The organism is Arthrobacter sp. WCS2018Hpa-7, assembly GCF_031843805.1.
Classification (GTDB): Bacteria; Actinomycetota; Actinomycetes; order Actinomycetales; family Micrococcaceae; genus Arthrobacter.
Genome location: NZ_JAVTJB010000003.1, coordinates 282412 through 302305 on the forward strand (window position 1 = coordinate 282412; position 19894 = coordinate 302305).

Here is a 19894-nt window from a genome sequence, read left to right on the forward strand (position 1 = left end):
TTGTTGGTTCTGTGGACCCCATTGGGTTCGGGGCATTTCAGTTATTGCAGTGGCTAGTCAGACTTCCACCGGTTCAGCAGCACGGCGAGCACCAGGATGACGCCTTGGACTCCTTGCTGGTAGTACGACGAGACCCCCATCAGGTTCATGCCATTCATGACCACGCCCAGCAGGAGGACACCGATGACCGTTCCGCGGATGGTGCCTACGCCACCGAAGAGACTCGTTCCTCCAATGACGACGGCGGCAATCACCTGAAGTTCGTAGCCGGTGCCAGCTACGGGCGCAGCCCCGTCGAGACGGGCGGTAAGAACCAGTCCGCCCAGCGCGGCTGTCACGCCACCGATGAGGTAAACGGTGAAGAGCACCCGGCTGGTGGAGATGCCCACTTTCTTGGCTGACTCTTCGTTGCCGCCTACGGCATATACATGCGAACCGAATTTGGTGCGGCTGAGAACAAACTCACAGATAACTGCGGCGATCAAGAAAATAATCACCGGGACCGGAACCGGGCCGATGAAACCGGACCCAAGCCATTCAGCAGGTCCGCTGAGACCGGAAACAACCTGCCCGTCCGTCATGACCAGGACTGCCGTGCGGGCAATGGCCATCGTCGCCAGTGTTGCCAGGAACGGCAGGATGGCTCCCCAAACCACTAACGCTGCACTCAGGAAGCCAACCAACAGGCCGACCGCAAGGCCTGCAATCAGCGGTAGCCAGAACGCGCCACCGCTTGCCGGGGCAAGCAATGCAAAGGTCATACCTGCCAAGGCCACTATTGAGCCGACGGAAAGATCAATGCCGGCGGTAATCATGATGAACGTCATCCCGAGGGCGATCAGTCCGATGATGGACGACTGCCGGACCACGTTGACGATGTTGTTCAGGGTCAGGAAGTTTGGCGCAACGGCTGCGAGGAAAATGAGGATTACCACGAAAAGAATGATGATCCCATAGTCACCAATGAAGCGCTTGATCTTGGTGGCGGTCATTCCTTCTTTAAGGTCAGCCGGCCCGAGTTTGGTCTTGATGTTTTCCATGGTGAGACTCATGAGTGGCTCGCATTCGTAGTGCCAGGAGCGGCCATCACATCAACGACATCCATCGATGAGGTGCTTCCGATCTTGCGGCGGTTGTCAGGGATGCCGGCGCCGTCGTCGATATAGTCATCCAACGTGCCGTGGGAGATAAGGTGCGCTACCTGCGCTTCAGTAACCTCACCAACCCGGAAGCGACCCACTACTTGGCCTTGGCGCATCACCGCGAAACGGTCTGCCACGGCAAATGCCTCATCCAGCCGGTGAGTGATGATGATGACGGCAATGCCGAGATCTTTGAGGCGCTGGGTCACTTCAATGAGCTTGTCCACCTTGGCTACCGACAGGTTTGCCGTGGGCTCATCCATGATGATCAAGCGGGCATCGAATGCCAACGCCCTGCCAATGGCGACTGCCTGACGCTGTCCGCCTGACAATCTCTTGACCTTGAGCCGTGGATTGATGGGGATGTCCAAGCGTTCGAGTACCCGTTTGGTTTCGAGTTCCATCTTTTTGCGGTCGATGATCCGCAATAGGGGGCCGAGGATGTTCTTCTGCGGCTCCCGGCCCAGGAAGATGTTGGAACGAACATCAAGGTTGTCCGCCAAGGCGAAGTCCTGGTAAACCATCTCCACGCCCTGATCGCGTGAAGCTGATGGGGTTGGGAACTCAGTGGCTTTGCCGTCCAGTTCGATGGACCCTCGGTCTGGTTGGTACACGCCCGTCAGTACCTTCATGAGCGTAGATTTGCCGGCGGCATTGTCGCCCAGCAGTGCGAAGGTCTCGCCAGGCTGGACATCGATGCTGACGCCGCGCAAGGCGGACACTGCTCCGAATGTCTTGTGTATGTCCTTGAGGGCGACCAGTGGAGGGGTCGCCGGTGGTGCTTCGGTCATCTCATCCTCGTTCGTTAGGGCCATGTGAATGATCCGGTGAAACACTTGAGGCGCGGTCCATCAAACTACGTTGTTTGACCTGCTGATTCGGGATGGTTCAAAAGCCCCGAACCGCGTGACCTTCGCCACACTGTTTCACTTACTAGAACTTTGACGGATGAGCGTTCCGTGGATGTGTGCCACTTTGGAACACGAGAATGATACGTTTCAATTGCTTAACCAAAAATAGCTTCCAGCGAGAATACTGGAAGCTAAAATCAGCTGCTTACGGCCACGCAACGAGGCTGTAGCCGTCGGCTACGTGAAATAGTCGACGCTCACCCACCGAGAGAACCCAGACGATATCACCGTCGGGAGTCGCGTCGTCCACGTATCCGTCATAGGGAGGCCAACCGGGCCTCTGCAAACGGACAGCGTCGCCAGGCTCCACCTTCTCCCAGAACCCGGCGGGCGGTGTCCAGCTGGCCTGCATTGAGTTCTCTGACTTATGGGCTGCGTTCATGTCCGGCTACCCATCCTTTCCTTGGCACCACATCTCCAGCGTTCTGACAATTAAAAATGCCCGGCCTGGGCCGCAGTTGTCGTTGCGGGAACATCTGCGGCCCAGGGCAGGCGGCCTTATTACCTGATTAGCTCAGGTCCACTTCAACGGCAGTGCCGGTTCGGGCGGATTTCTCCGCAGCATCCGCAAGAATCAATGCAGCACGGCCGTCCTCGAACCCGGGACTCCTGGAAGGCAGGCCTCGAACAGCACGGAGGAACTCTGCAACTTCCAGTCGATAGGCCTCTGCATAGCGCTCCAGGAAGAAGTCCTGGTATGGCCCAATGGATTCAACGGATCGAGGACCCCAGTGCCGGACGAGGTTATCGTTCTTATTCCCCACCTGCAGAAGCCCCTTTGACCCGAAGGCTTCGATCCGCTGGTCATAACCGTAGGCTGAGTGGCGCGAATTGATGATCGTCACGAGTTCATCGTTGGATCCCCGCAAGGTGACAACGGTGGAATCGAAATCGCCCGCGTGACGGATGGCGTCGCTGAATACGTTTGCACCTTGTGCTGAAACTTCAACGATATTTGGAATGAAGTATCGTGCCATATCAAGGTCATGGATGGTCATGTCCCGGAAGATTCCGCCGGACTGGGGAAGATAGGCTGCCGGGGGCTCCCCCGGGTCCCGGCTGGTGATCAGCAGCTGCTCCAGAACTCCTATTTCCTCAGCGGCCACGCGGCGTTTCAGCTCCACGAAATGGCGGTCAAAGCGCTTGTTGAAGCCAAGGGCAACAGGAACGTCTGACAAAGCCGCTATCTCCCGAAAAGCGTTCACGCGGGAAATTTCCAGGTCGATCGGTTTCTCACAGAGGACTGGCACGTCCGCCTCGATCGCCTTTGCGACGAGGTCCAAATGAGTCGCCGTGGGAGAGGCCACGATGACAGCATCGATCTCACCTGAAGCGAACACTTCATCAGGATCGTCGGTCACCCGACCACCGAATTCAGCTGCGGTTTGTTTAGCACCTTCGATGAAGGGATCACAAACCCAAGACAGCGTAGCCTCGTCCAGGGTAGCCAAGCTCATGGCGTGTACTTGACCTATGCGCCCGGTTCCGAACAGGCCGACTCTGATTTGATGCGTCATTGCAGATCTCCAGGTCTATATAGGAAGAGGAACCTTTTTTGTTAGTCGATCTTTTGCCGGCCCAAGCGCGCATAAACATCAGGCCGCTTGGAACGCAGGAGGTATGCGTAGACAATCCCGCCGAAGAACAAGGCAAAAGTGAAACTCATGAAGATGGCAGTCATCACTGCCGACCCACCGATAAGTTCCGGGTAATTTGTGATGGCCAAGTAGGTGATGAGCCCCAGGAAAAAGACGCTGATAATCGGAGCCACGATGGTCTTCCAGACCGAATCCGGGTCCACCCGCCGGCGGCGAACGAAATAAACAAGCACGGCAAAGCTGGTGATGAACATCAGAAGCAGGACTGCGAAAGTGCCGCTCCCGCTTGCAATCGGGTACAAGGCCTCTGGGGCTACCCCAATGACGGTGAAGACGACGGTTGCGACGGCCCACAACAGGCCAATGGCCAATGCCGACATGTAGGGCGACTTATGACGGGGATGCACGCGACCTAGAATCGTGGGCAACGCTCCATCGGCGGCCAGCGAGAAACTGTACCTGGCGGCGATGTTCTGGATCGAGAGCATTGACGCCAGGATCGAGGTGATGAGCAGGACAATTGCAATATCCGCAAAGATCTTTCCCACCAGCACCGTGGCACCATCGTTGAACAGGTTCACTGTGTTTGCTGCAGCTTCATCCTGGACTTTGTCAGGACCGATGAAGGAGGTGTAGGCCCACGCCGCCACAGCGTAAAACAATCCGATGCCCACCACTGCAATGTACGTGGCCCTGGGGATGGTGCGATCCGGGTTCCTGACTTCATCCCGGTAGATGACGGTCGCCTCGAACCCGAAAAAGTTTCCGACGGCGAACAACAACGCCAGCCCCAATCCGGCATCGGTGATCCATGGCATCGAGAAGCCGATCCCCTGAACCGCCTCTGCGGATCCTGTGGAGAAGGCCGCAACGTCGAAGATGATGACAACTGCAGATTCAAGCAGCATGACAACGGTCAGGACCTTTGCCGAGAGGTCAATGCGGTTATAGGCCAAGAGAGTGGTGATGGCGATGATGCCGAGCCCGTACCAATACCAGGGGATGTCGGGCCCGTTCAGTGTGTTGACCACGAAGCTCTGGAGCGTGAGAGCGAAAAGGGACGGTGCGAAGAACCCTATGAAGATGTAGCCAAAGAGCGCCAGCAGTGCTCCGCCGAGGCCCGCAGGTTTACCCAGGCCGGCTGTGACAAATGAATAGAAACCGCCGGGAGCTTCAACGCTGCGGCTCATCTTGACGAAGCCGACTGAGAAGATCAGCAGCATGAGCGTCACCAGAAGGTAGATGCCCGGTGCCGTATGGCCGCTGAAGAGAAGCATCACAGGCAGTGTGCCTGCAACGGTCGTCAGCGGTGATGAAAAAGCGAGAACGTTCATCACGAGCTCGCCTACGCCCATGTTGCCGCTGAGCTTGTGTTCCTGGGTTTGAGCCGGCGTTTTCGTCGTACCTCTTGGTGTGCTTGACATGTAATCCTCGTCGCGAAATTTTGAGTGCTGAATCACACTACCGACGGGGATCGTGGAAGCACTGTACCAGCTTGGGACACGGGATCCCATGGGATATTCCGGCCTGTTCAGCTCACGAAATATCCCATGGGAAAAGGCTTTATCAGGGCCTTTTGGGCGCCATGGCAGAAGCAGATGGATCAAGTTTTTTCAGGTCCACCACATCATTCAAGGGCTCATTGGCCTTCCAGAGACTGAGGTTCCGGGCAAAACAATCCACCACTTTTCCCCGCCACCCGATCAGGTCCCCGGAGGCATGAGGTGAGACCAGGATGTCCCGCCGGCTCCACAGCGGATGAGCGGCATCCAATGGCTCATGCTCGAAGACGTCCAAGGCTGCGCCGCCCAGGCGGCCGGAGTCAAGTGACTCCAGAAGGTCTTGCTCCACCACTACCGCCCCGCGGCCCACATTTACCAAGCGAGCTCCGGGCTGCATTTTCTTGAATCGCGACGAGTTGAACAGGCCGCGGGTTTCTTCTGTGAGCGGCAATGTCAGCACCACGTCATCAGCGATGCCCAGAAGCCGGTCAAGGTCATCAAAACCGGAGATGTGTCCCAGCTGTGCGTCATTCCTCGCAGATCGACCCACAATGTCGACGTCCATTCCGGCAGCACGGAGGAGAAGGACGGTTTCGCGGCCCACCGGTCCCGGCCCCACAACCAAGACCTTCCGGCCCAGCAGTGGCTCGGTTTCGCGGTGCTGCCATGTCCGGGCCTGCTGAAGCTCGATGGTGCGGCGCAAATCCTTGGTAAACATCAGCAACACCCCCAGGACCCACTCAGCGATGGGGCGCTCACACACGCCGCGGGAGTTGCTGACCACAATGTCGCTGTCAATGATCTCCCGGGTCATGAGGCTGTCAACACCGATGCTGGACGTGTGTATCCAGCGCAACTCGCCGGGTCCTACTTCCCGAAGGAGTTTGGTCCGGAAATCGTTCAGGAACAGCATCTCCGTCCCTGGCTGGGCGGCCCGAAACTCATCTGCAGTGCGCACCACCGCGACATCAGCTTCGGCTTCCAACCGTTCAAGCGGAGGCAGCGGCCGGCCCTCCTGAACAATCACCATCACTTTCGGCCGCGACACAGCTCCCCGGGCCTTCCCCTCATCGGCACTCCCCCGGTTGTTCTCGTGTTCGGACGCGTAGCTACTCACCAGCCGCCCTGCCAACCGCTCATGAGGCCATAGGGCAAACGCTGTGGTTCCTCATCGGGAAGGCCCTTGAGGAAGTCGAAGTCACAGCCTTCGTCGGCCTGGTTGACGTGATCGATGAAGAGCCGTCCGTAGCCACGCCGGTATTTCGGTTCGGGGAGCTTGAGTTCGGCAAGTCGGCCCTTGATCTCCTCAGCGGGGATATCCAGGTCCAGGCGCTGGTTCTCTACGTCCAGCACAATGGGATCCCCGTCCCGGACTATCGCCAGCGGTCCACCCACCGCCGCCTCAGGCGATACGTGCAACACTGTGGTTCCAAAGGCGGTGCCGCTCATCCTGGCATCGGAAATACGGACAATGTCACGGATGCCGCGCCGCAACAGCCTTTCGGGAATGGGCAGCATGCCCCATTCAGGCATCCCGGGAGCTCCCACGGGCCCGCTGTTTCGCAAGACCAAAACAGAGTCTTCGGTGATGTCCAGCTCGGGATCGTCAATCCTGCGCCCAAGATCATAAATGTCCTCGAACACCACCGCCGATCCCTTGTGCTGCAACAGATCCTTGGATGCCGCGCTTCGCTTGATGACCGCACCGTTGGGTGCCAAGGAGCCGCGGACGACGGCGATGCCTCCGGAGGCATCAAATGGGGCTTCGAGCGTGCTGACCACTACGCCATCGGGTTCGGGGGCCGAGTTGTAACCATTTTCGAGGGACTCACCTGTGACGGTAATGGCGTCCTTGTTCAGGAGCGGCGCCAATTCCTTGAGCACCGTGGAAATGCCGCCCACCTGGAACAGCTGCTGCACCAAGTACTCGCCCGAGGGGCGGACGTTGACAATGCGGGGCGTACGTTGCGAAATCTCATGGAAGCGATCCAGCGGCAACTCGTAACCGACGCGCCTCGCGAGCGCCAGAAGATGCACTACTGCGTTAGTGGAACCACCCACGGCCATCAAGAGGGTGATGGCGTTATCGAACGCCTCTTTCGTCAATATTTCGCTTGGCTTTGGTCCCTGTGACATGGCCATTTCAACTGCCCGGCGTCCTGTGGCTTCGGCAGCTTGGGCACGACGCGCGTCCACGGCCGGGATTGATGCAGAGCCCGGCAAACACATGCCGAGCGCCTCAACCAGCGACGTCATGGTAGAGGCGGTTCCCATTTCGCTGCAGTGTCCAGCAGAGGGCTTGGCAGCCGACTCAAGCTCGTCGAAGTCAGCCTCGGTGATCTTTCCTGCACGCAGCTCATCGGCATACTTCCACGTGTCCGTGCCGACACCAAGCTGCTTACCACGGAAGTGCGCCGGCTCTTGGGGCCCACCGGTGAGCATGATGGTCGGAACATCCGCACTCGCAGCACCCATGAGTTGGGCTGGAACGGTCTTGTCGCAGCCGCCCAGGAGCACGATGGCGTCCAACGGGTAGGCGCGGATGGATTCTTCAACGTCCATGGCCATGAGGTTTCGGAACTGCATGGCTGAAGGCTTCATGAGACTCTCGCCCAGGGAAATGGTGGGGAACTCCAGGGGCAGCCCACCCGCCATGAGGACACCGCGCTTGACAGCGTCGGCCAGCAGCTTGAAGTGAATATTGCAGTTGACAAGCTCCGACCACGAGTTCGCGATGCCGATGACCGGTTTGTCCTTGAGTGCGAAGCGGGAGAAGCCCTCAGCTTGAATCGCTGTTCGGTGAACGAATCCTGTGAGGTCGTGGGGTGCAAACCAGCGCGCACTGCGGAGGTCCTTATAGCTCGACTCTTCCATGTCTTTTAGCTCCTTGGGCTTGATCGGTCTTGACAGGTAATTGGTGACGATGCCTACGCGGCCGAGGTGCCGCCGTCGAACGCCATGCTGGTTCCGGTCGCAAAGGTTCCGTCGACCGCCAGGAAATAGATGGCTGCTGCCACTTCGTCGGGATCCGCGAGACGGTTCAGCGGCACAGTGCTCTCTTTCAATCTCCGGGCCTCTGTTGGGTCCGGCGCCGCGGCCAGCCCTTCACGCACCATGGGCGTGTCAATCGGTCCCGGGCAAACGGCGTTGACTCGGACCAGTGGCGCCAGTTCCAGTGCCATGGCGCGGGTGAGTCCCACAACGCCTGCTTTCGCCGCGCAGTAGTGAACAAGGCCTGGCACGCCCATGGCGGCGAGATCGGATGCGACGTTGACGATCGAGCCGCCACCGGACCGTCTCATATGGAGTGCAGCCTCCCGCGCCACGTAGAAGGTGCCGGACAAGTTTGTCTCCAGCACTTCGTGCCAGCGGTCTTCGGTAAGGTCTTCCAACGCAACATGTCCGGCTACACCCGCAGCGTTGACCACTACGTCCAAGCCACCTAGTGTGTGGATCGCGCCCCGCACGGCGTTCTTGACCTCGCTGGCAGCGGCGACGTCGGCAACCACCGTGTGGGCGCCGGCGTCGATATCGTCTGCCACACGCTGCAATTCTTCAGAACGCCGGGCCAGTAACGCGAGCCGGTGACCCCGCTTGGCGAAGAGTCTTGCGGTCGCTTCCCCAACGCCTGAGGTTGCACCAGTGATGAGAACCCGAAGGGGTTCCGTTCGAAGTTGTTGCTCGCGGTCCATCATCGGCGACGGGCTCCTCTTGCTTGGCAGTGGCGGACTAGTACGTCCCACTAAAACAGCGCGCAGCTACCCCCAGCTGTCTCACATTGAGACACAGAGCACACTGACAACGTTCCTAGGCTGATCAACAGATGCCGCCGTCAGTCTGCGGCACAGCACCGCGGGACAGCGGTAGAGACTAAGGAGCGCTCTTGGAACAGCAAAACCGCCTTGGGGTTGGCCTGATTTCGGTCGGATGGATGGGGAGGCTGCATTCTCGCGCGTATCTGGCGACCAAGCAGTTCTTTCCTGAACTGCCCCGCCATCCAGAGCTGGTGATCGCTGCCGACCCGGACGATGCCGGCCGCCATCACGCCGAAGACGCGCTCGGCTACAAGCAAACGGCCACGGATTACCGCAAAGTGCTGGAAAACCCGGACGTGGATGTCGTATCTATCTGCTCACCCAACTTCCTTCACCATGAAATAGCGCTTGCCACCATCGAGGCAGGTAAACACTTCTGGATTGAGAAGCCCATGGGCCGCAGCGCCCAAGAGTCCCGTGAGGTCGCCCAAGGGGCCGAGGCCGCTGGCCTCATCACCTCCGTTGGGTTCAACTACCGGCACGCCCCGGCAGTGGCAGAAGCGCGCAGGCTGATCAGGTCCGGAACTCTGGGCAAGATCACCAATGTGCAGATCCGTCTCCTCACCGGATACGCCTCTGATCCAAACCAAGTCTTCACCTGGCGCTATGAGCAGGCACGTGCAGGATCCGGCGTCCTGGGCGACGTACTGAGCCACGGTTTCGACCTCGCCCAGTTCCTGGTGGGTCGCATCACGTCGCTGAACGCCGTCACCGAGACATTCATCAAGGACCGGCCGCTCCCAGCTGGCAACTCCTCGAATTCCTTCGACATGGGTCAGGCTTCCGACGTCACCCGAGAGGTGGAGAACGAGGATTACACTGCCATGCTTGCCCGTTTTGAGGGTGGAGCAATCGGCATGTTCGAATCCACCCGTGTCGCCATCGGCCCACACGCCGAGTACATCATCGAGGTCTACGGCACCGAGGGATCATTGCGCTGGAATTTCGAACGAATGAACCAATTGGAACTCGCCACCGACCGCACTGGCTATCGCACCATCATGACTCCCCCGTCCTTCGGCGAGTTCGGCCGCTTCCAGCCCGGACCCGGCCCCGGCATCGGCTTCAATGACCTCAAGACCATTGAGGCGGCACTGTTCTTGCGTTCGGTGGCCGAAGGGAAACAACTGGGTCCGTCCGCCGCGGATGGCTGGTCAGCCTCCGAACTCGTTGATGCCTCGCTGCGTAGCGCCGGCTCCGGCGACTGGGTCCAGATTCCGGAGGTTTCCGGGAAAACCACCTACCAGGCCTAGGCACAACCTCACTCCACCCGCAATAAAAGGAGGCCGGATCGTCAATGATCCGGCCTCCTCTTGTTGCGTTGTTAATTACTTGGCGAAGCGGAACAACTTCTTGTTGGCGAACTCGAGCATGCCCACCTTGCCCAGTTCCCGTCCATAACCGGACTTCTTGACACCACCGAACGGTACATCGGCTCCGCTGAGGTCGTAGGCGCCAATGAACACCATTCCGACGTCGAGCTGGTTCCCTACCCGCTCGGCACGCTCGTGGTCATCACAAATGACCACGGAACCGAGGCCATACGGCGACGAATTCGCGAGTTTGATGGCTTCCTCATCGCTGCTGACCTTGTAAAGCTGGGCAACCGGTCCGAAGAGCTCTTCACTGTAGACGTCCATGGCAGGAGTGATGTTGGTAATGACTGTCGGGGTGAAGACGTTGCCCTGCGGTTCGTTATTGCCCACCAGGATTTCGGCACCTTGATCGATGGCTCCCTGTACCTGCCCCTTCAGGAACTTAGTGGCTGAATCTGAAGACATCGGGCCAAAGTCGCCGTTATCGTACGATTGGCCGGCAATGGCTGCCTTGAACTTTTCGGAGAACTCATCGAAGTGCTTATCCAGCACGACGATTCGCTTCGAGCCGTTGCACGACTGACCGGTGTTGCCCATCCGTCCCATGACAGCTTTTCGCACTGCTTGATCCAGGTCGTGCGTGTCGAGAACAATGAATACGTCGGCACCGCCGAGCTCCAGCACGCACTTTTTCAAGGCACGGCCTGCCTGCTCAGCCACGATTGCGCCCACCTGCTCGGAGCCAGTGAGAGAAACGCCTTGGATGCGGTCGTCCGCGATGATGTCTGAGATCTGCTGATGTGTGGCGAAGAGGTTGACGTAGGCGCCGTCCGGGAAGCCGGCGTCGCGGAACAGCTCTTCAAGTGCCAGAGCAGATTCCGGGCATTGGCTCGCGTGGCGGACTATCACGGTGTTGCCCAGGATGATGTTGGGAATCGCGAAGCGTGCCACCTGATAGTACGGGTAGTTCCACGGCATGATGCCCAGAACTACGCCCAGGCCTTGGTACCGGAAGAACGTCCGCAGACCATCGGCTACCTCAAGGTCCTCGTCGGCCAGCCATTCCTCTGCGTGCTCGGCGAAGGCTGCGGCGATGGAACCGGAGAACTCTGCTTCTCCGGCCGCCTGCGCGAGGGGCTTGCCCATCTCCCGGTTGATGATGGCTGCCAGCTTGTCCTTGCGTTCCACGAAGAGTTCGGCCAGGCGCTTGGCCAAAGCAGCCCGCTCAGCCACTGTGGTGGTGCGTGACCAGTCCTGGTAGGTAGCCTGGGCTGCGGTCAGACCGGCTTCTACCTCTGCATCTGTGGCCGCTGGGTATTGTGCGTGCTTGGTTCCCGTGGCTGGATCAATAACGGTAAATGCGCTCATGTTGGTACTCCTTTATCAGTATTTAGGCTGAGTTTGGTCCGGTAAATGGGTCAGGCGGGACCGTCGCATGACGGCCCCGCCTGTTGCGCTTAGCGCTGGTCAGGTGCAGTGGTGGCTGCGTAGAAGCGCTGGCGGGCGCGGCCCTCCAAGTGCTTTGCAGTACCCTCCTGGCTGCCCGGACGCTGCGAGGTCATAGGCACTCCCACGTCCCAGAAGGCTCCGCTGCCGGACAGGTAGCGCCAAGGCTCCACCCGAGCGACGATCACTGCGGGGCCGTCCCCTTCCTTGGCCTCCTTGAGCGCATTCTGGAACTCCTCAACGGTGGAGGTGGACCAAGCTGCACATCCCATGCTGGCGGCATTGGCGGCAATGTCGAAGTCCAGAACTGCCCCGTCAAGGCGACCGGACTCAGTGCTGCGTTCCCGATACTGTGTCCCGAACTCGCGCCCGGGGCCACCCTTGGAGACCTGTAGCGGCCAGATGCACTGGTGTCCGCGGTTGTCGATCACAATGGTGATGATCTTTTTGCGTTCCTGTACGGCTGTGACCAGCTCCGTTGGCTGCATGAAGTAGGTGCCGTCACCGATCAAGACGTAGACCTCTCCCGGCGCGTCCCCACGTGCGATCCGGTAGCCGAGGCCGGCCGGAATCTCATGGCCCATGCACGAGTTGGCGTACTCGAAGTGGATTTCGGCGCCGTTGGACGTATCCCAGGCCTTGTGGATGCCCTCAACCACACCACCGGAGCCCAGGATCAGTGCGTCCTGGTTGGTTGCGGTGCGGTTCAGAACGTCGATGACCTGGGCTTGGCTCATGTTTTCACCGGGGAATGCCTGAAGATCGTGCTTGCGCACCTCAAGGGTGGCCTTCCGAGCGTCCGCGATCTCGCTGCGGTAATCAGCGGAGGTACCGAAGGCAATGGCTGCCAGTCGTTCCCGCAGCGCCGCAAGCGAAAGTTTCGCATCGCCGATGACCGGGAATGAACCCATCTTGTGCGCGTCGAACGAGCCAACGTTGAGGTTGACGAACTTCACGTTGGGGTTCTGGAACAACGAGTGTGAAGCGGTGATGAAGTCCTGGAGGCGTGAACCAACAGTAATGACAACATCAGCGCCATCGGCGATTTCGTTGGCTCCCACCGTTCCGGTCACACCCAGCGCACCCAGATTGAGCTCACTGATGGGGCCGCTGCCCTTGCCTGAATAGGTTTCCGTGACCGGGATTCCGAAGTCGGCGCTGAAGCGTGCCAGTTCGTCCTGGGCCTTCGAGTATCGGACACCACCTCCTGAAATCAGCAGGGGACGCTCGGCGTTCGCGATGATGTCGGCAGCATCGCGGTATTCGTCCTCCACAGCCGGACGACGACGAATGTGCCACACCCGCGGTGTGAAGAAGGACTCCGGGAAGTCGAACTCCGCGCCCTGAATATCTTGCGGCAGACAGACCACGACGGCGCCGGTTTCCACGGGATCGGTAAGGACACGCATGGCCTCAGGAAGGGTGGACAGCAGTTGGGCCGGATGAGTGATGCGGTCGAAATAGCGGCTGACCGGACGGAAGCAGTCGTTGGCGGAGACGTCCCTCTCTACCGGATGCTCAATCTGCTGCAGCACCGGATCACCAAAACGGTTGTTGATGATGTCGGCAGGGAACAGAAGCACGGGGAGGCGGTTGGTGGTTGCCGTCGCGGCCCCGGAAACCATGTTGGTAGACCCCGGCCCTGCGGACGCCGTGCACGCAAGGGTGGCTGCGCGGTTGGAAGCCTTTGCGAAGCCAATGGCTGCATGGACCATGGACTGCTCATTCTTGCCCTGGTAATGGGGGAAATCTACGCCATACTCGTCGATTCCCTGCGCCAATCCAACGGAATTTCCGTGGCCAAAAATGCCGTACATGCCGGGAACGAGGCGACGACGCTCACCGTCCAATTCGCTGTATTGGACCTGAAGGTATTCAACGATTGCTTGTGCGACAGTGCGGCGGCGGACGGCCTTGTTGTCGACCACGGTGCCGATGTCAGCAGCGGCTGTGCTAGTCATGCGATCTCCTAAATTCGAAGGTGCGTCGGCATTTGCAAACCGATTCGCCCGAACTTCAGGTTTTCACCGTCGGGGGGCCGTGGTGTGTCCCACTTTGATACGCGGCGGGGTTCCCTCCGCGGTAAATCAGTAGAAAGCAGGAAACAGCAGCCGACGGCGGTACGCGTGTACCGCCGTCGGCTGCTGTTTTCTTGGTGACTTTTTAGTCGAAGCGGTAAGGCTCCTGCGGCCCCACAGAAGGCAGTGGACGTGGCCGCTGGCAGGTGCTTTCGATCTCGATGTGGCGGCCCTGCTCCGAGGAGGCCTCGAAGGCGAGCAGGACTTCGAGTACGTGGTAAGCGAAGTCCCCTCCTGTGCGAGGTTCCAAGCCCTTGCGGATGGCATAGCCGAATTCAGCCAAACCGATGCCCCGGTAGGCGTCGTCCCGATGTGTGATGGGCGTTTCGCGCCAGTCGCCTCCACCCGGAGGAGTCATGTCCAGGGCCAGGTCACCGGGTTCACCGCGTCGCAGCACGGGGGCGCCGGAAAAGTGGTCCGGGTTCGGTGCAGCCAAGGAGCCCCCTGTTCCGTAGACCTCCAAATGCGGCAGATTGTGATTCCAAATGTCCCAACTCACCATGACGGTGGCGGTCGCACCGGACTCGAAGTCGAGAGTGCCGGTGACGTGTGTCGGAGTCTTGATGTGGATGACTTCGCCGTCTTTGCCCGGACGCGGCCGGGTCTCAGATGAACGCGGTGTTGTGGCAGAAACGCGTTTCACGGGACCGAAGAAGTTCACCAGGTTGGTGATCAAGTACGGCCCAATGTCCAGCATGGGGCCGGCCCCGGGGCTGTAGAAGGGGTCAACGTTGGGGTGCCAGTGCTCGTAGCCGCGGCATGCGAAGGATGCGAAAGCGGCTACAGGCTCTCCGATCCAACCGTCATCGATGAGCTTGCGGCTCGTCTGCATGCCGGAGCCAAGGAAGGTGGTGGGGGCGGATCCCACTTTGACGCCTGCCTCCCGGGCGGCATCCAGAATCTGCTGTGCTTCCTCGAGGGAAGTAGCGAACGGCTTTTCCGAGAGGACGTGCTTGCCGGCAGCGATCGCTTGGAGTGTCACAGGTGCGTGGAGCTTGGGTGGAGTGAGGTTCAGGACCAGCTCAACCTCGTCATCGGCCAGAAGCTCATCCGGTGAGAGCGCCTTGGCAACCGAATACTCCGCTGCCCGGGCTTTCACAGCGTCCGGGTTCACGTCGGCGAGTGCCACGACGTTCACGTCCGGGTGAACACCGATCTTGTCCAGGTATTGGTTGAGAACGTTTCCGACGCCGATAATGCCGACTCGAATGGGTTCCATGTGATTCTCCGTCAGTAGTTGGTGAAACCTTCCGGGGCGAGGACTATACCCCGCCCCGGAATCAGTTGCTATGGCTGGTACTTCTAGCTGGCCAGGCGCGATTCGCGCGTCTTGGCCGTTGCTGCTTCGTCAATGCCGCCGTCGGTAATAACGACTCCGTATTGTGCAGCGGCCGCTTCCAGGGAAATCCGTGATTCGCGGTAGTCGTCCAGGACTGCGAGGACGTCGCGTTCCAGCGGGTCACCGTATCCACCGCCTCCCGGGGTGATGGATACGACCTTTTCGCCGGACTGGAGATCGTAGCGACCCACCACGGGGATCTCGCGACGTTCACCAGTAGTGAGATCCTCAACCCAGGTTGACGGCTTGGTACCATCGTGGCCGCCGCGCACCCCCTTCGGCGGGTTGATTTTGCCCTCGATTCCGTAGGTGAGCGTGACGCTTTCACCACGAGGTTCCATGGTCACGCGGGTCGCGAGGCCACCTCGTTGCCTTCCTGCTCCCCCGGTATCAGCAACCAGGGTGCGCTCGTGAACCAAGATGGGGTAGCGCTGCTCATCTACCTCGACGCTGTCGTGGTAAAGCAGTGCGCCGCAGACGGGTCGCTGATACGTAGGCCAGCCGTCAACGTAGGGTGTAGCTGGTCCACCGACGCCGCCAACAAGGATCTGGTTGACATAGGCGTTGCCGTTACGTTCGTCAATACCTGAGATGACAGATTTTGCCGGTGCCTGTCCCGCCGCTCCCTCGGCCGTGCCGTAGCCGTCCTCTATTTGGGAGAACGCGGCTTGAACGATGTTGACAACCCGGTCGGCGAGGTTGGTGGTGCCCGATGAGCAGGAGTACGGGTGTTTGGGAACTCCGACGGCGCAGCCGTCCCGGAGCAGAACTTCCACTCGACGGAAGGTGCCCGCGTTGCTCGGAAGGTTCTCCGGGATGCCGGAGAGGATGCCGGCCAAGGCAGCACCCGTAGCCGTGGCCTTTGTGAGGTTCAGGCCATTGGGGAGATTGTCCGGGTTGTCACGCAGGTCAATGACGATCTTGCCCTGTTTGGGCTTCACTTCAACGGTTGCCTGCAGGTGCACGCCGTCCGCGCTGGTTCCGGGGAAGGGATCGTGGACCGAGGAGCCATGGAGGACGTACTCGGGCAGCGTTTCGATCGCAGTCGCGGTGAGGCGTTCCGAGTAGTCGAACCAGGCATCCACGAAGTCCACCAGGTCATCTACACCAAATTTTTCGGCGAGTTCGTGAATGCGGCGTTCGGCGATGCGCGACGCACCGACCGAGGCCAGGTAGTCCCCGTACCACTGGTCAGGTACACGGATGCGGGACCGGCACATACGGATGATGTCGTCGATGTCCTTATGGTCACGCTGAACACGGACACACGGGAAGATCAGTGCACCTTCTTCATACACATCCCGTGCTGTGGCGAAGAAGGTGGTAGGCAGCGAGTTGCCGCAGTCGGCCTGGTGGGCCTTGGTGACTGCCGTGAAGAGGTGACGTCCATGGACGAAGATCGGAACGAGGATCACATGGTCGGCAGCATGCGAGTTGCCCATGTAGGGATCGTTGTGCAGGAATGCGTCACCTTCACGGATGTCGTCGTGCAGCTGCACCATGTCCTCGCCGAGCGGTCCGGCACCGAAGACGTGCACCGGTACGCCCTCTGCTGCTGCCAGCAGCTGGTTATCAGCGGTCAGAACAGCACACGAAAAGTCGCGGGCAGTGTTGATGACAGAGGAACGGGCGGAACGCAGCAGGCCGTTGGTCATCTCGCGGACAATGCCGTCGAATGCATTAGCGAGGACCGAGAGCTTTACGGGATCGAATTCGCGCGTCATGGTTACGCCTCCTTACGGGTGAGGTAGATATTGGATCGTTCGTCGAGCGTGGCGTTCCACTCCGGTGGCACCACGATGGTGGTTGTGGGCTGGTCGATGACAGCAGGGCCAACGATCTTGTCCCGGGGAGCAAGGGTGACTCCGCGGTATCGCTGGGTGCTGAAACTTTCGCCCCCGAACACAATGGAGTCCGTGCGGTGGACTTCAGTCCCACGGCCCACTTCGGCTTGATCTTTTGTCAGCTCAGGCCGCGGGATTTCGACCCTGACACCCCACGTGATGATCTCCACGCGGCTGTCCGGATCGTGCGTGCCGTTGCGGCGATCGTGCTCTTCGTGGAAGGCACGCTCAACGATGCCCGCTGCATCACTGGCGGTATCGGGCGCAGCGTCCAAGTACACACGCAAGTCCCAGGCCTGGCCCGGGTAGCGGGCGTCAACAAAATAGGTGACTCTGGGAGCAGCACCCACACCATCGAACCTTTTGGCGAATACCTCTGCCTTGCCCGTTAGCTCCTCAACGGCCCGCGAAGCGGAGCCAGCGTCGAAGCTACGGGTGTCGTTGTGCAAGGGCGAGAGGAATTCCGTAGCAATCGGAGCGCGATGCGCGCCGTAGGCCGCGAGCACACCCGCGGTCGCGGGAATCAGGACCGTATCAGCTTCCAGGAGCACGCCGATGGCGGCCGCCACCATGGCACCTGCACCGCCGCCCGCCACAATCAGGGCACCTCGAGGGTCAACACCCTGTTCCAAGGAAGCTTGGCGGATTGCTGTTGCCATGTGGTTGGCGGATACATCCAAAATGGCCTGTGCAGCCTGCAAAGTATCCATGTTCAAGGGGCCAGCGATGCGGGTATCGATGGCGCGGATGGCAGCCTCACGGTTCAGCGTGAATCCGCCTTCAAATCCGTCAGCGTCGAGGTAACCCAAAGCTACGCAAGCGTCCGTGACGGTGGGTTCCTCGCCACCGCGACCATACGCGGCCGGTCCGGGAGTACTCCGGGCACTTTGCGGACCCACCCGAAGCAGACCGCCGCCGTCGATCCAGGCGATGCTGCCGCCGCCGGCGCCAATGCTGGAAACAGCCACCGAAGACAGACCGGTCAGGTGGCCTACAAAGGGCTCTCCCAGCCAGGCTTCCCTCGTGTGGCGAACGACGCCCTGTTCAACCAAGGACACGTCGAACGTGGTGCCACCCATATCGCAGACCACCACAGTGTCGCGATCGGGAGCGGCGGCCGCACCAACCAGGGGTGCCATGGAAGGGCCGGAGTTCAGCAGCAGTACCGGGCGGTCCAGGACATCAGCGACGTCGAGCACGGCGCCTTCGGAGGTCACTACCAAGAGGTCACCGCCAAACCCATACTCCTGGAGGTCGGAACGCAATTTTCCAAGGTGGTCCGCCATCAGCGGTTTCAGGGAGGCATCAATCGACGCTGCCGAGGAACGGCGGTATTCGCGAATTGTTGGGTTGGCCTCGTTGGACAACGTGTACGGCACATCGGGAAGGATCTCTTGGATGAGTTCCGCCACGCGCTTCTCGTGGGCGTCGTTGATGATCGACCACAGGAAAGAAACGGCCACTGCCTCGATTCCCTGTTCTTTGAAGGAGCCGAGCACTTCGCGCACCTTCGCTTCATCCAGCGGCACCAGGACATCACCCTCGGCGGAAATCCGCTCCGTGATTTCGAAGGTCAAGTGACGCGGGATGTACGGCGGAGGGTAGGCAGCTTTGGAGTCAAAGGCATCCCGGCGTCCGCCTTCGCGAAGCAGGAGGGTGTCGGCGAATCCGCCAGTGGTCAAGAGAGCAGTCTTGGCCACCTTGCCGGTGAGAACTGCGTTGGTAGCGTGCGTTGTGCCGTAAACAATCACGTCTGCATTGCGCAGGACGTCATCACCGCTCCAGCCAACCGACTCGGCAGCCCTGCGGACTGAGGCTTCAAAGCCAGTGAAAACGCGGTCATAGGTGGTTAGGGCCTTGCCGACCGCCATGTCGCCTGTGTTCGAGCCGACCACCACGTCCGTAAACGTGCCACCGGTATCGACGGCGATGCGGTACCTCGCTTCACCAGGTTGTGTCTGTACTTCACTCATGGTCATCTAACTTTCTTAGAGTTGGAGGGGTTAAAGTTGGGGCTTGCCGACGCAGTTACGCAGCACGCCCACCTTGTCGATCTCGATTTCCACCGTGTCGCCCGGTTCAAGCCAGACAGGAGGATTCCGCTTGGCACCAATGCCTTGGGGTGTGCCTGTGGCGATCACGTCTCCTGGTTCGAGAGTGAGGAAACTCGAAAGGTAGGAGACGATGCGGGCTATGGAAAAGATCTGATGCTGCGTGTTGGAACGCTGCACTTCGATGCCGTTGACCCGTGTCGCGATGTCCAGCTTTTGCGGGTCTCCCACTTCATCCAGCGTGACAATGGCGGGACCCCACGGGGTTGAACCGTCCACGGCTTTACCAGCCAGCCACTGGGTCCCGCGGTACTGGAGATCGCGTGCCGTGACATCGTTGAGAGGCGCAAGGGCTGCGACATAATCCAAGGCTTCGTCCTCGGAGACCTCAGCCGCCCGCCGTCCTATGATGACGGCGACTTCTCCTTCGAAATCGAGGTTATTGCTGATCTGGGCGCCGCCGATTTCGTCCTCGGGGCCAATCATGGTGGAGGCGAATTTGGCGAAGACGTCCGGATACTCGGGGAAAGCACGCCCGGTTTCGGCAACGTGGTCTTTGTAATTGAGTCCAATGCACAGAACCTTGGCCGGATCGGTGATGGGTGTGGTCAACCGGACCTCGTTCAATGCGCCGACGCGGGCCACGGGGTCCTCGGAGGCAAGTGCTGTAATGCCGGAGGAAATGGCAGGGATCCGGTCACCGTAGAGTGACAGGAACTCACGGACGGAAGTCGTGGCTCCGTGGATGGCTTCTGTGGAGCCTTGAAGGAGCAGCTCCAGGTCATAGACGGCATCGTCGATGAGGACTCCCCCGCGGACGCCCGATTCGTGGTGGTAGGAAACGATCTTCAT

Annotated in this window: 15 protein-coding genes; 1 reads left to right on the forward strand and 14 read right to left on the reverse strand. The window is 59.9% G+C overall.

Annotation, left to right across the window (positions count from 1 at the left end):
* Positions 1 to 53: 53 nt before the first annotated feature.
* The 8 genes from RQH14_RS05410 to RQH14_RS05445 all read right to left on the reverse strand — a co-directional run bounded on the left by RQH14_RS05410 (position 54) and on the right by RQH14_RS05445 (position 8848).
* A complete protein-coding gene (locus RQH14_RS05410; RefSeq protein WP_311212317.1) occupies positions 54 to 1040 on the reverse strand; it encodes an ABC transporter permease in 987 nt (328 codons plus the stop codon).
* A gap of 8 nt (positions 1041 to 1048) precedes the next feature.
* Positions 1049 to 1933 (reverse strand): ATP-binding cassette domain-containing protein, encoded by an 885-nt coding sequence (locus RQH14_RS05415; RefSeq protein ID WP_166660247.1) that lies wholly within the window; start codon positions 1931 to 1933, stop codon positions 1049 to 1051.
* Positions 1934 to 2198: 265 nt separating this feature from the next.
* Positions 2199 to 2435, reverse strand: a complete 237-nt coding sequence (locus RQH14_RS05420) for a hypothetical protein (protein ID WP_231342981.1) — start codon at positions 2433 to 2435, stop codon at positions 2199 to 2201.
* Positions 2436 to 2562: 127 nt separating this feature from the next.
* Positions 2563 to 3570 carry an inositol 2-dehydrogenase gene (gene iolG, locus RQH14_RS05425; protein ID WP_024820607.1) on the reverse strand — a complete coding sequence of 336 codons (1008 nt, stop codon included), beginning with the start codon at positions 3568 to 3570 and terminating at the stop codon, positions 2563 to 2565.
* A 41-nt stretch (positions 3571 to 3611) separates the two neighbouring features.
* Entirely contained in the window at positions 3612 to 5075 is a 1464-nt protein-coding gene (locus RQH14_RS05430; RefSeq protein ID WP_091466944.1) for an APC family permease, read from the reverse strand.
* Between the two features lie 142 nt (positions 5076 to 5217).
* Complete coding sequence (locus RQH14_RS05435) at positions 5218 to 6270, reverse strand: D-2-hydroxyacid dehydrogenase (RefSeq protein ID WP_311212318.1); 1053 nt, start codon at positions 6268 to 6270, stop codon at positions 5218 to 5220.
* Complete coding sequence (locus tag RQH14_RS05440) at positions 6267 to 8027, reverse strand: IlvD/Edd family dehydratase (RefSeq protein ID WP_311212319.1); 1761 nt, start codon at positions 8025 to 8027, stop codon at positions 6267 to 6269. The genes RQH14_RS05435 and RQH14_RS05440 overlap by 4 nt, the downstream gene beginning before the upstream one ends.
* Before the next feature lie 53 nt (positions 8028 to 8080).
* Entirely contained in the window at positions 8081 to 8848 is a 768-nt protein-coding gene (locus RQH14_RS05445; RefSeq protein ID WP_091466942.1) for an SDR family NAD(P)-dependent oxidoreductase, read from the reverse strand.
* A gap of 188 nt (positions 8849 to 9036) precedes the next feature.
* Between RQH14_RS05445 and RQH14_RS05450 the strand changes: the two genes are divergently transcribed.
* Positions 9037 to 10221, forward strand: a complete 1185-nt coding sequence (locus tag RQH14_RS05450) for a Gfo/Idh/MocA family oxidoreductase (RefSeq protein WP_311212320.1) — start codon at positions 9037 to 9039, stop codon at positions 10219 to 10221.
* A 75-nt stretch (positions 10222 to 10296) separates the two neighbouring features.
* Here the strand turns inward: RQH14_RS05450 and RQH14_RS05455 are convergent, their stop codons facing one another.
* The 6 genes from RQH14_RS05455 to RQH14_RS05480 all read right to left on the reverse strand — a co-directional run bounded on the left by RQH14_RS05455 (position 10297) and on the right by RQH14_RS05480 (position 19894).
* The gene (locus tag RQH14_RS05455; protein ID WP_311212321.1) at positions 10297 to 11652 is read right to left on the reverse strand and encodes an aldehyde dehydrogenase family protein; all 1356 of its coding nucleotides are present in this window, start codon (positions 11650 to 11652) and stop codon (positions 10297 to 10299) included.
* A gap of 89 nt (positions 11653 to 11741) precedes the next feature.
* Complete coding sequence (gene iolD, locus RQH14_RS05460; RefSeq protein ID WP_024820600.1) at positions 11742 to 13691, reverse strand: 3D-(3,5/4)-trihydroxycyclohexane-1,2-dione acylhydrolase (decyclizing); 1950 nt, start codon at positions 13689 to 13691, stop codon at positions 11742 to 11744.
* A gap of 202 nt (positions 13692 to 13893) precedes the next feature.
* Positions 13894 to 15027: a Gfo/Idh/MocA family protein gene (locus RQH14_RS05465; RefSeq protein WP_231342402.1), complete on the reverse strand. Its 1134-nt coding sequence runs from the start codon at positions 15025 to 15027 to the stop codon at positions 13894 to 13896.
* 83 nt (positions 15028 to 15110) lie between these two features.
* Positions 15111 to 16871: a hydantoinase B/oxoprolinase family protein gene (locus RQH14_RS05470; RefSeq protein ID WP_311212322.1), complete on the reverse strand. Its 1761-nt coding sequence runs from the start codon at positions 16869 to 16871 to the stop codon at positions 15111 to 15113.
* A 2-nt stretch (positions 16872 to 16873) separates the two neighbouring features.
* On the reverse strand, positions 16874 to 18964 hold the full coding sequence (locus RQH14_RS05475) for a hydantoinase/oxoprolinase family protein (protein WP_311212323.1): 2091 nt from the start codon (positions 18962 to 18964) through the stop codon (positions 16874 to 16876).
* A gap of 30 nt (positions 18965 to 18994) precedes the next feature.
* The gene (locus RQH14_RS05480) at positions 18995 to 19894 is read right to left on the reverse strand and encodes a fumarylacetoacetate hydrolase family protein (protein ID WP_311212324.1); all 900 of its coding nucleotides are present in this window, start codon (positions 19892 to 19894) and stop codon (positions 18995 to 18997) included.

Excerpts from the sequence above, each read along its gene's own strand:
- RQH14_RS05410 (WP_311212317.1), bottom strand. The coding sequence starts at position 1,040 with ATGGAAAACATCAAGACCAAACTCGGGCCGGCTGACCTTAAAGAAGGA.
- RQH14_RS05415 (WP_166660247.1), bottom strand. The coding sequence starts at position 1,933 with ATGACCGAAGCACCACCGGCGACCCCTCCACTGGTCGCCCTCAAGGAC.
- RQH14_RS05420 (WP_231342981.1), bottom strand. The coding sequence starts at position 2,435 with ATGAACGCAGCCCATAAGTCAGAGAACTCAATGCAGGCCAGCTGGACA.
- iolG (WP_024820607.1), bottom strand. The coding sequence starts at position 3,570 with ATGACGCATCAAATCAGAGTCGGCCTGTTCGGAACCGGGCGCATAGGT.
- RQH14_RS05430 (WP_091466944.1), bottom strand. The coding sequence starts at position 5,075 with ATGTCAAGCACACCAAGAGGTACGACGAAAACGCCGGCTCAAACCCAG.
- RQH14_RS05440 (WP_311212319.1), bottom strand. The coding sequence starts at position 8,027 with ATGGAAGAGTCGAGCTATAAGGACCTCCGCAGTGCGCGCTGGTTTGCA.
- RQH14_RS05445 (WP_091466942.1), bottom strand. The coding sequence starts at position 8,848 with ATGATGGACCGCGAGCAACAACTTCGAACGGAACCCCTTCGGGTTCTC.
- RQH14_RS05455 (WP_311212321.1), bottom strand. The coding sequence starts at position 11,652 with ATGAGCGCATTTACCGTTATTGATCCAGCCACGGGAACCAAGCACGCA.
- iolD (WP_024820600.1), bottom strand. The coding sequence starts at position 13,691 with ATGACTAGCACAGCCGCTGCTGACATCGGCACCGTGGTCGACAACAAG.
- RQH14_RS05465 (WP_231342402.1), bottom strand. The coding sequence starts at position 15,027 with ATGGAACCCATTCGAGTCGGCATTATCGGCGTCGGAAACGTTCTCAAC.
- RQH14_RS05470 (WP_311212322.1), bottom strand. The coding sequence starts at position 16,871 with ATGACGCGCGAATTCGATCCCGTAAAGCTCTCGGTCCTCGCTAATGCA.
- RQH14_RS05475 (WP_311212323.1), bottom strand. The coding sequence starts at position 18,964 with ATGAGTGAAGTACAGACACAACCTGGTGAAGCGAGGTACCGCATCGCC.
- RQH14_RS05480 (WP_311212324.1), bottom strand. The coding sequence starts at position 19,894 with ATGAAGATCGTTTCCTACCACCACGAATCGGGCGTCCGCGGGGGAGTC.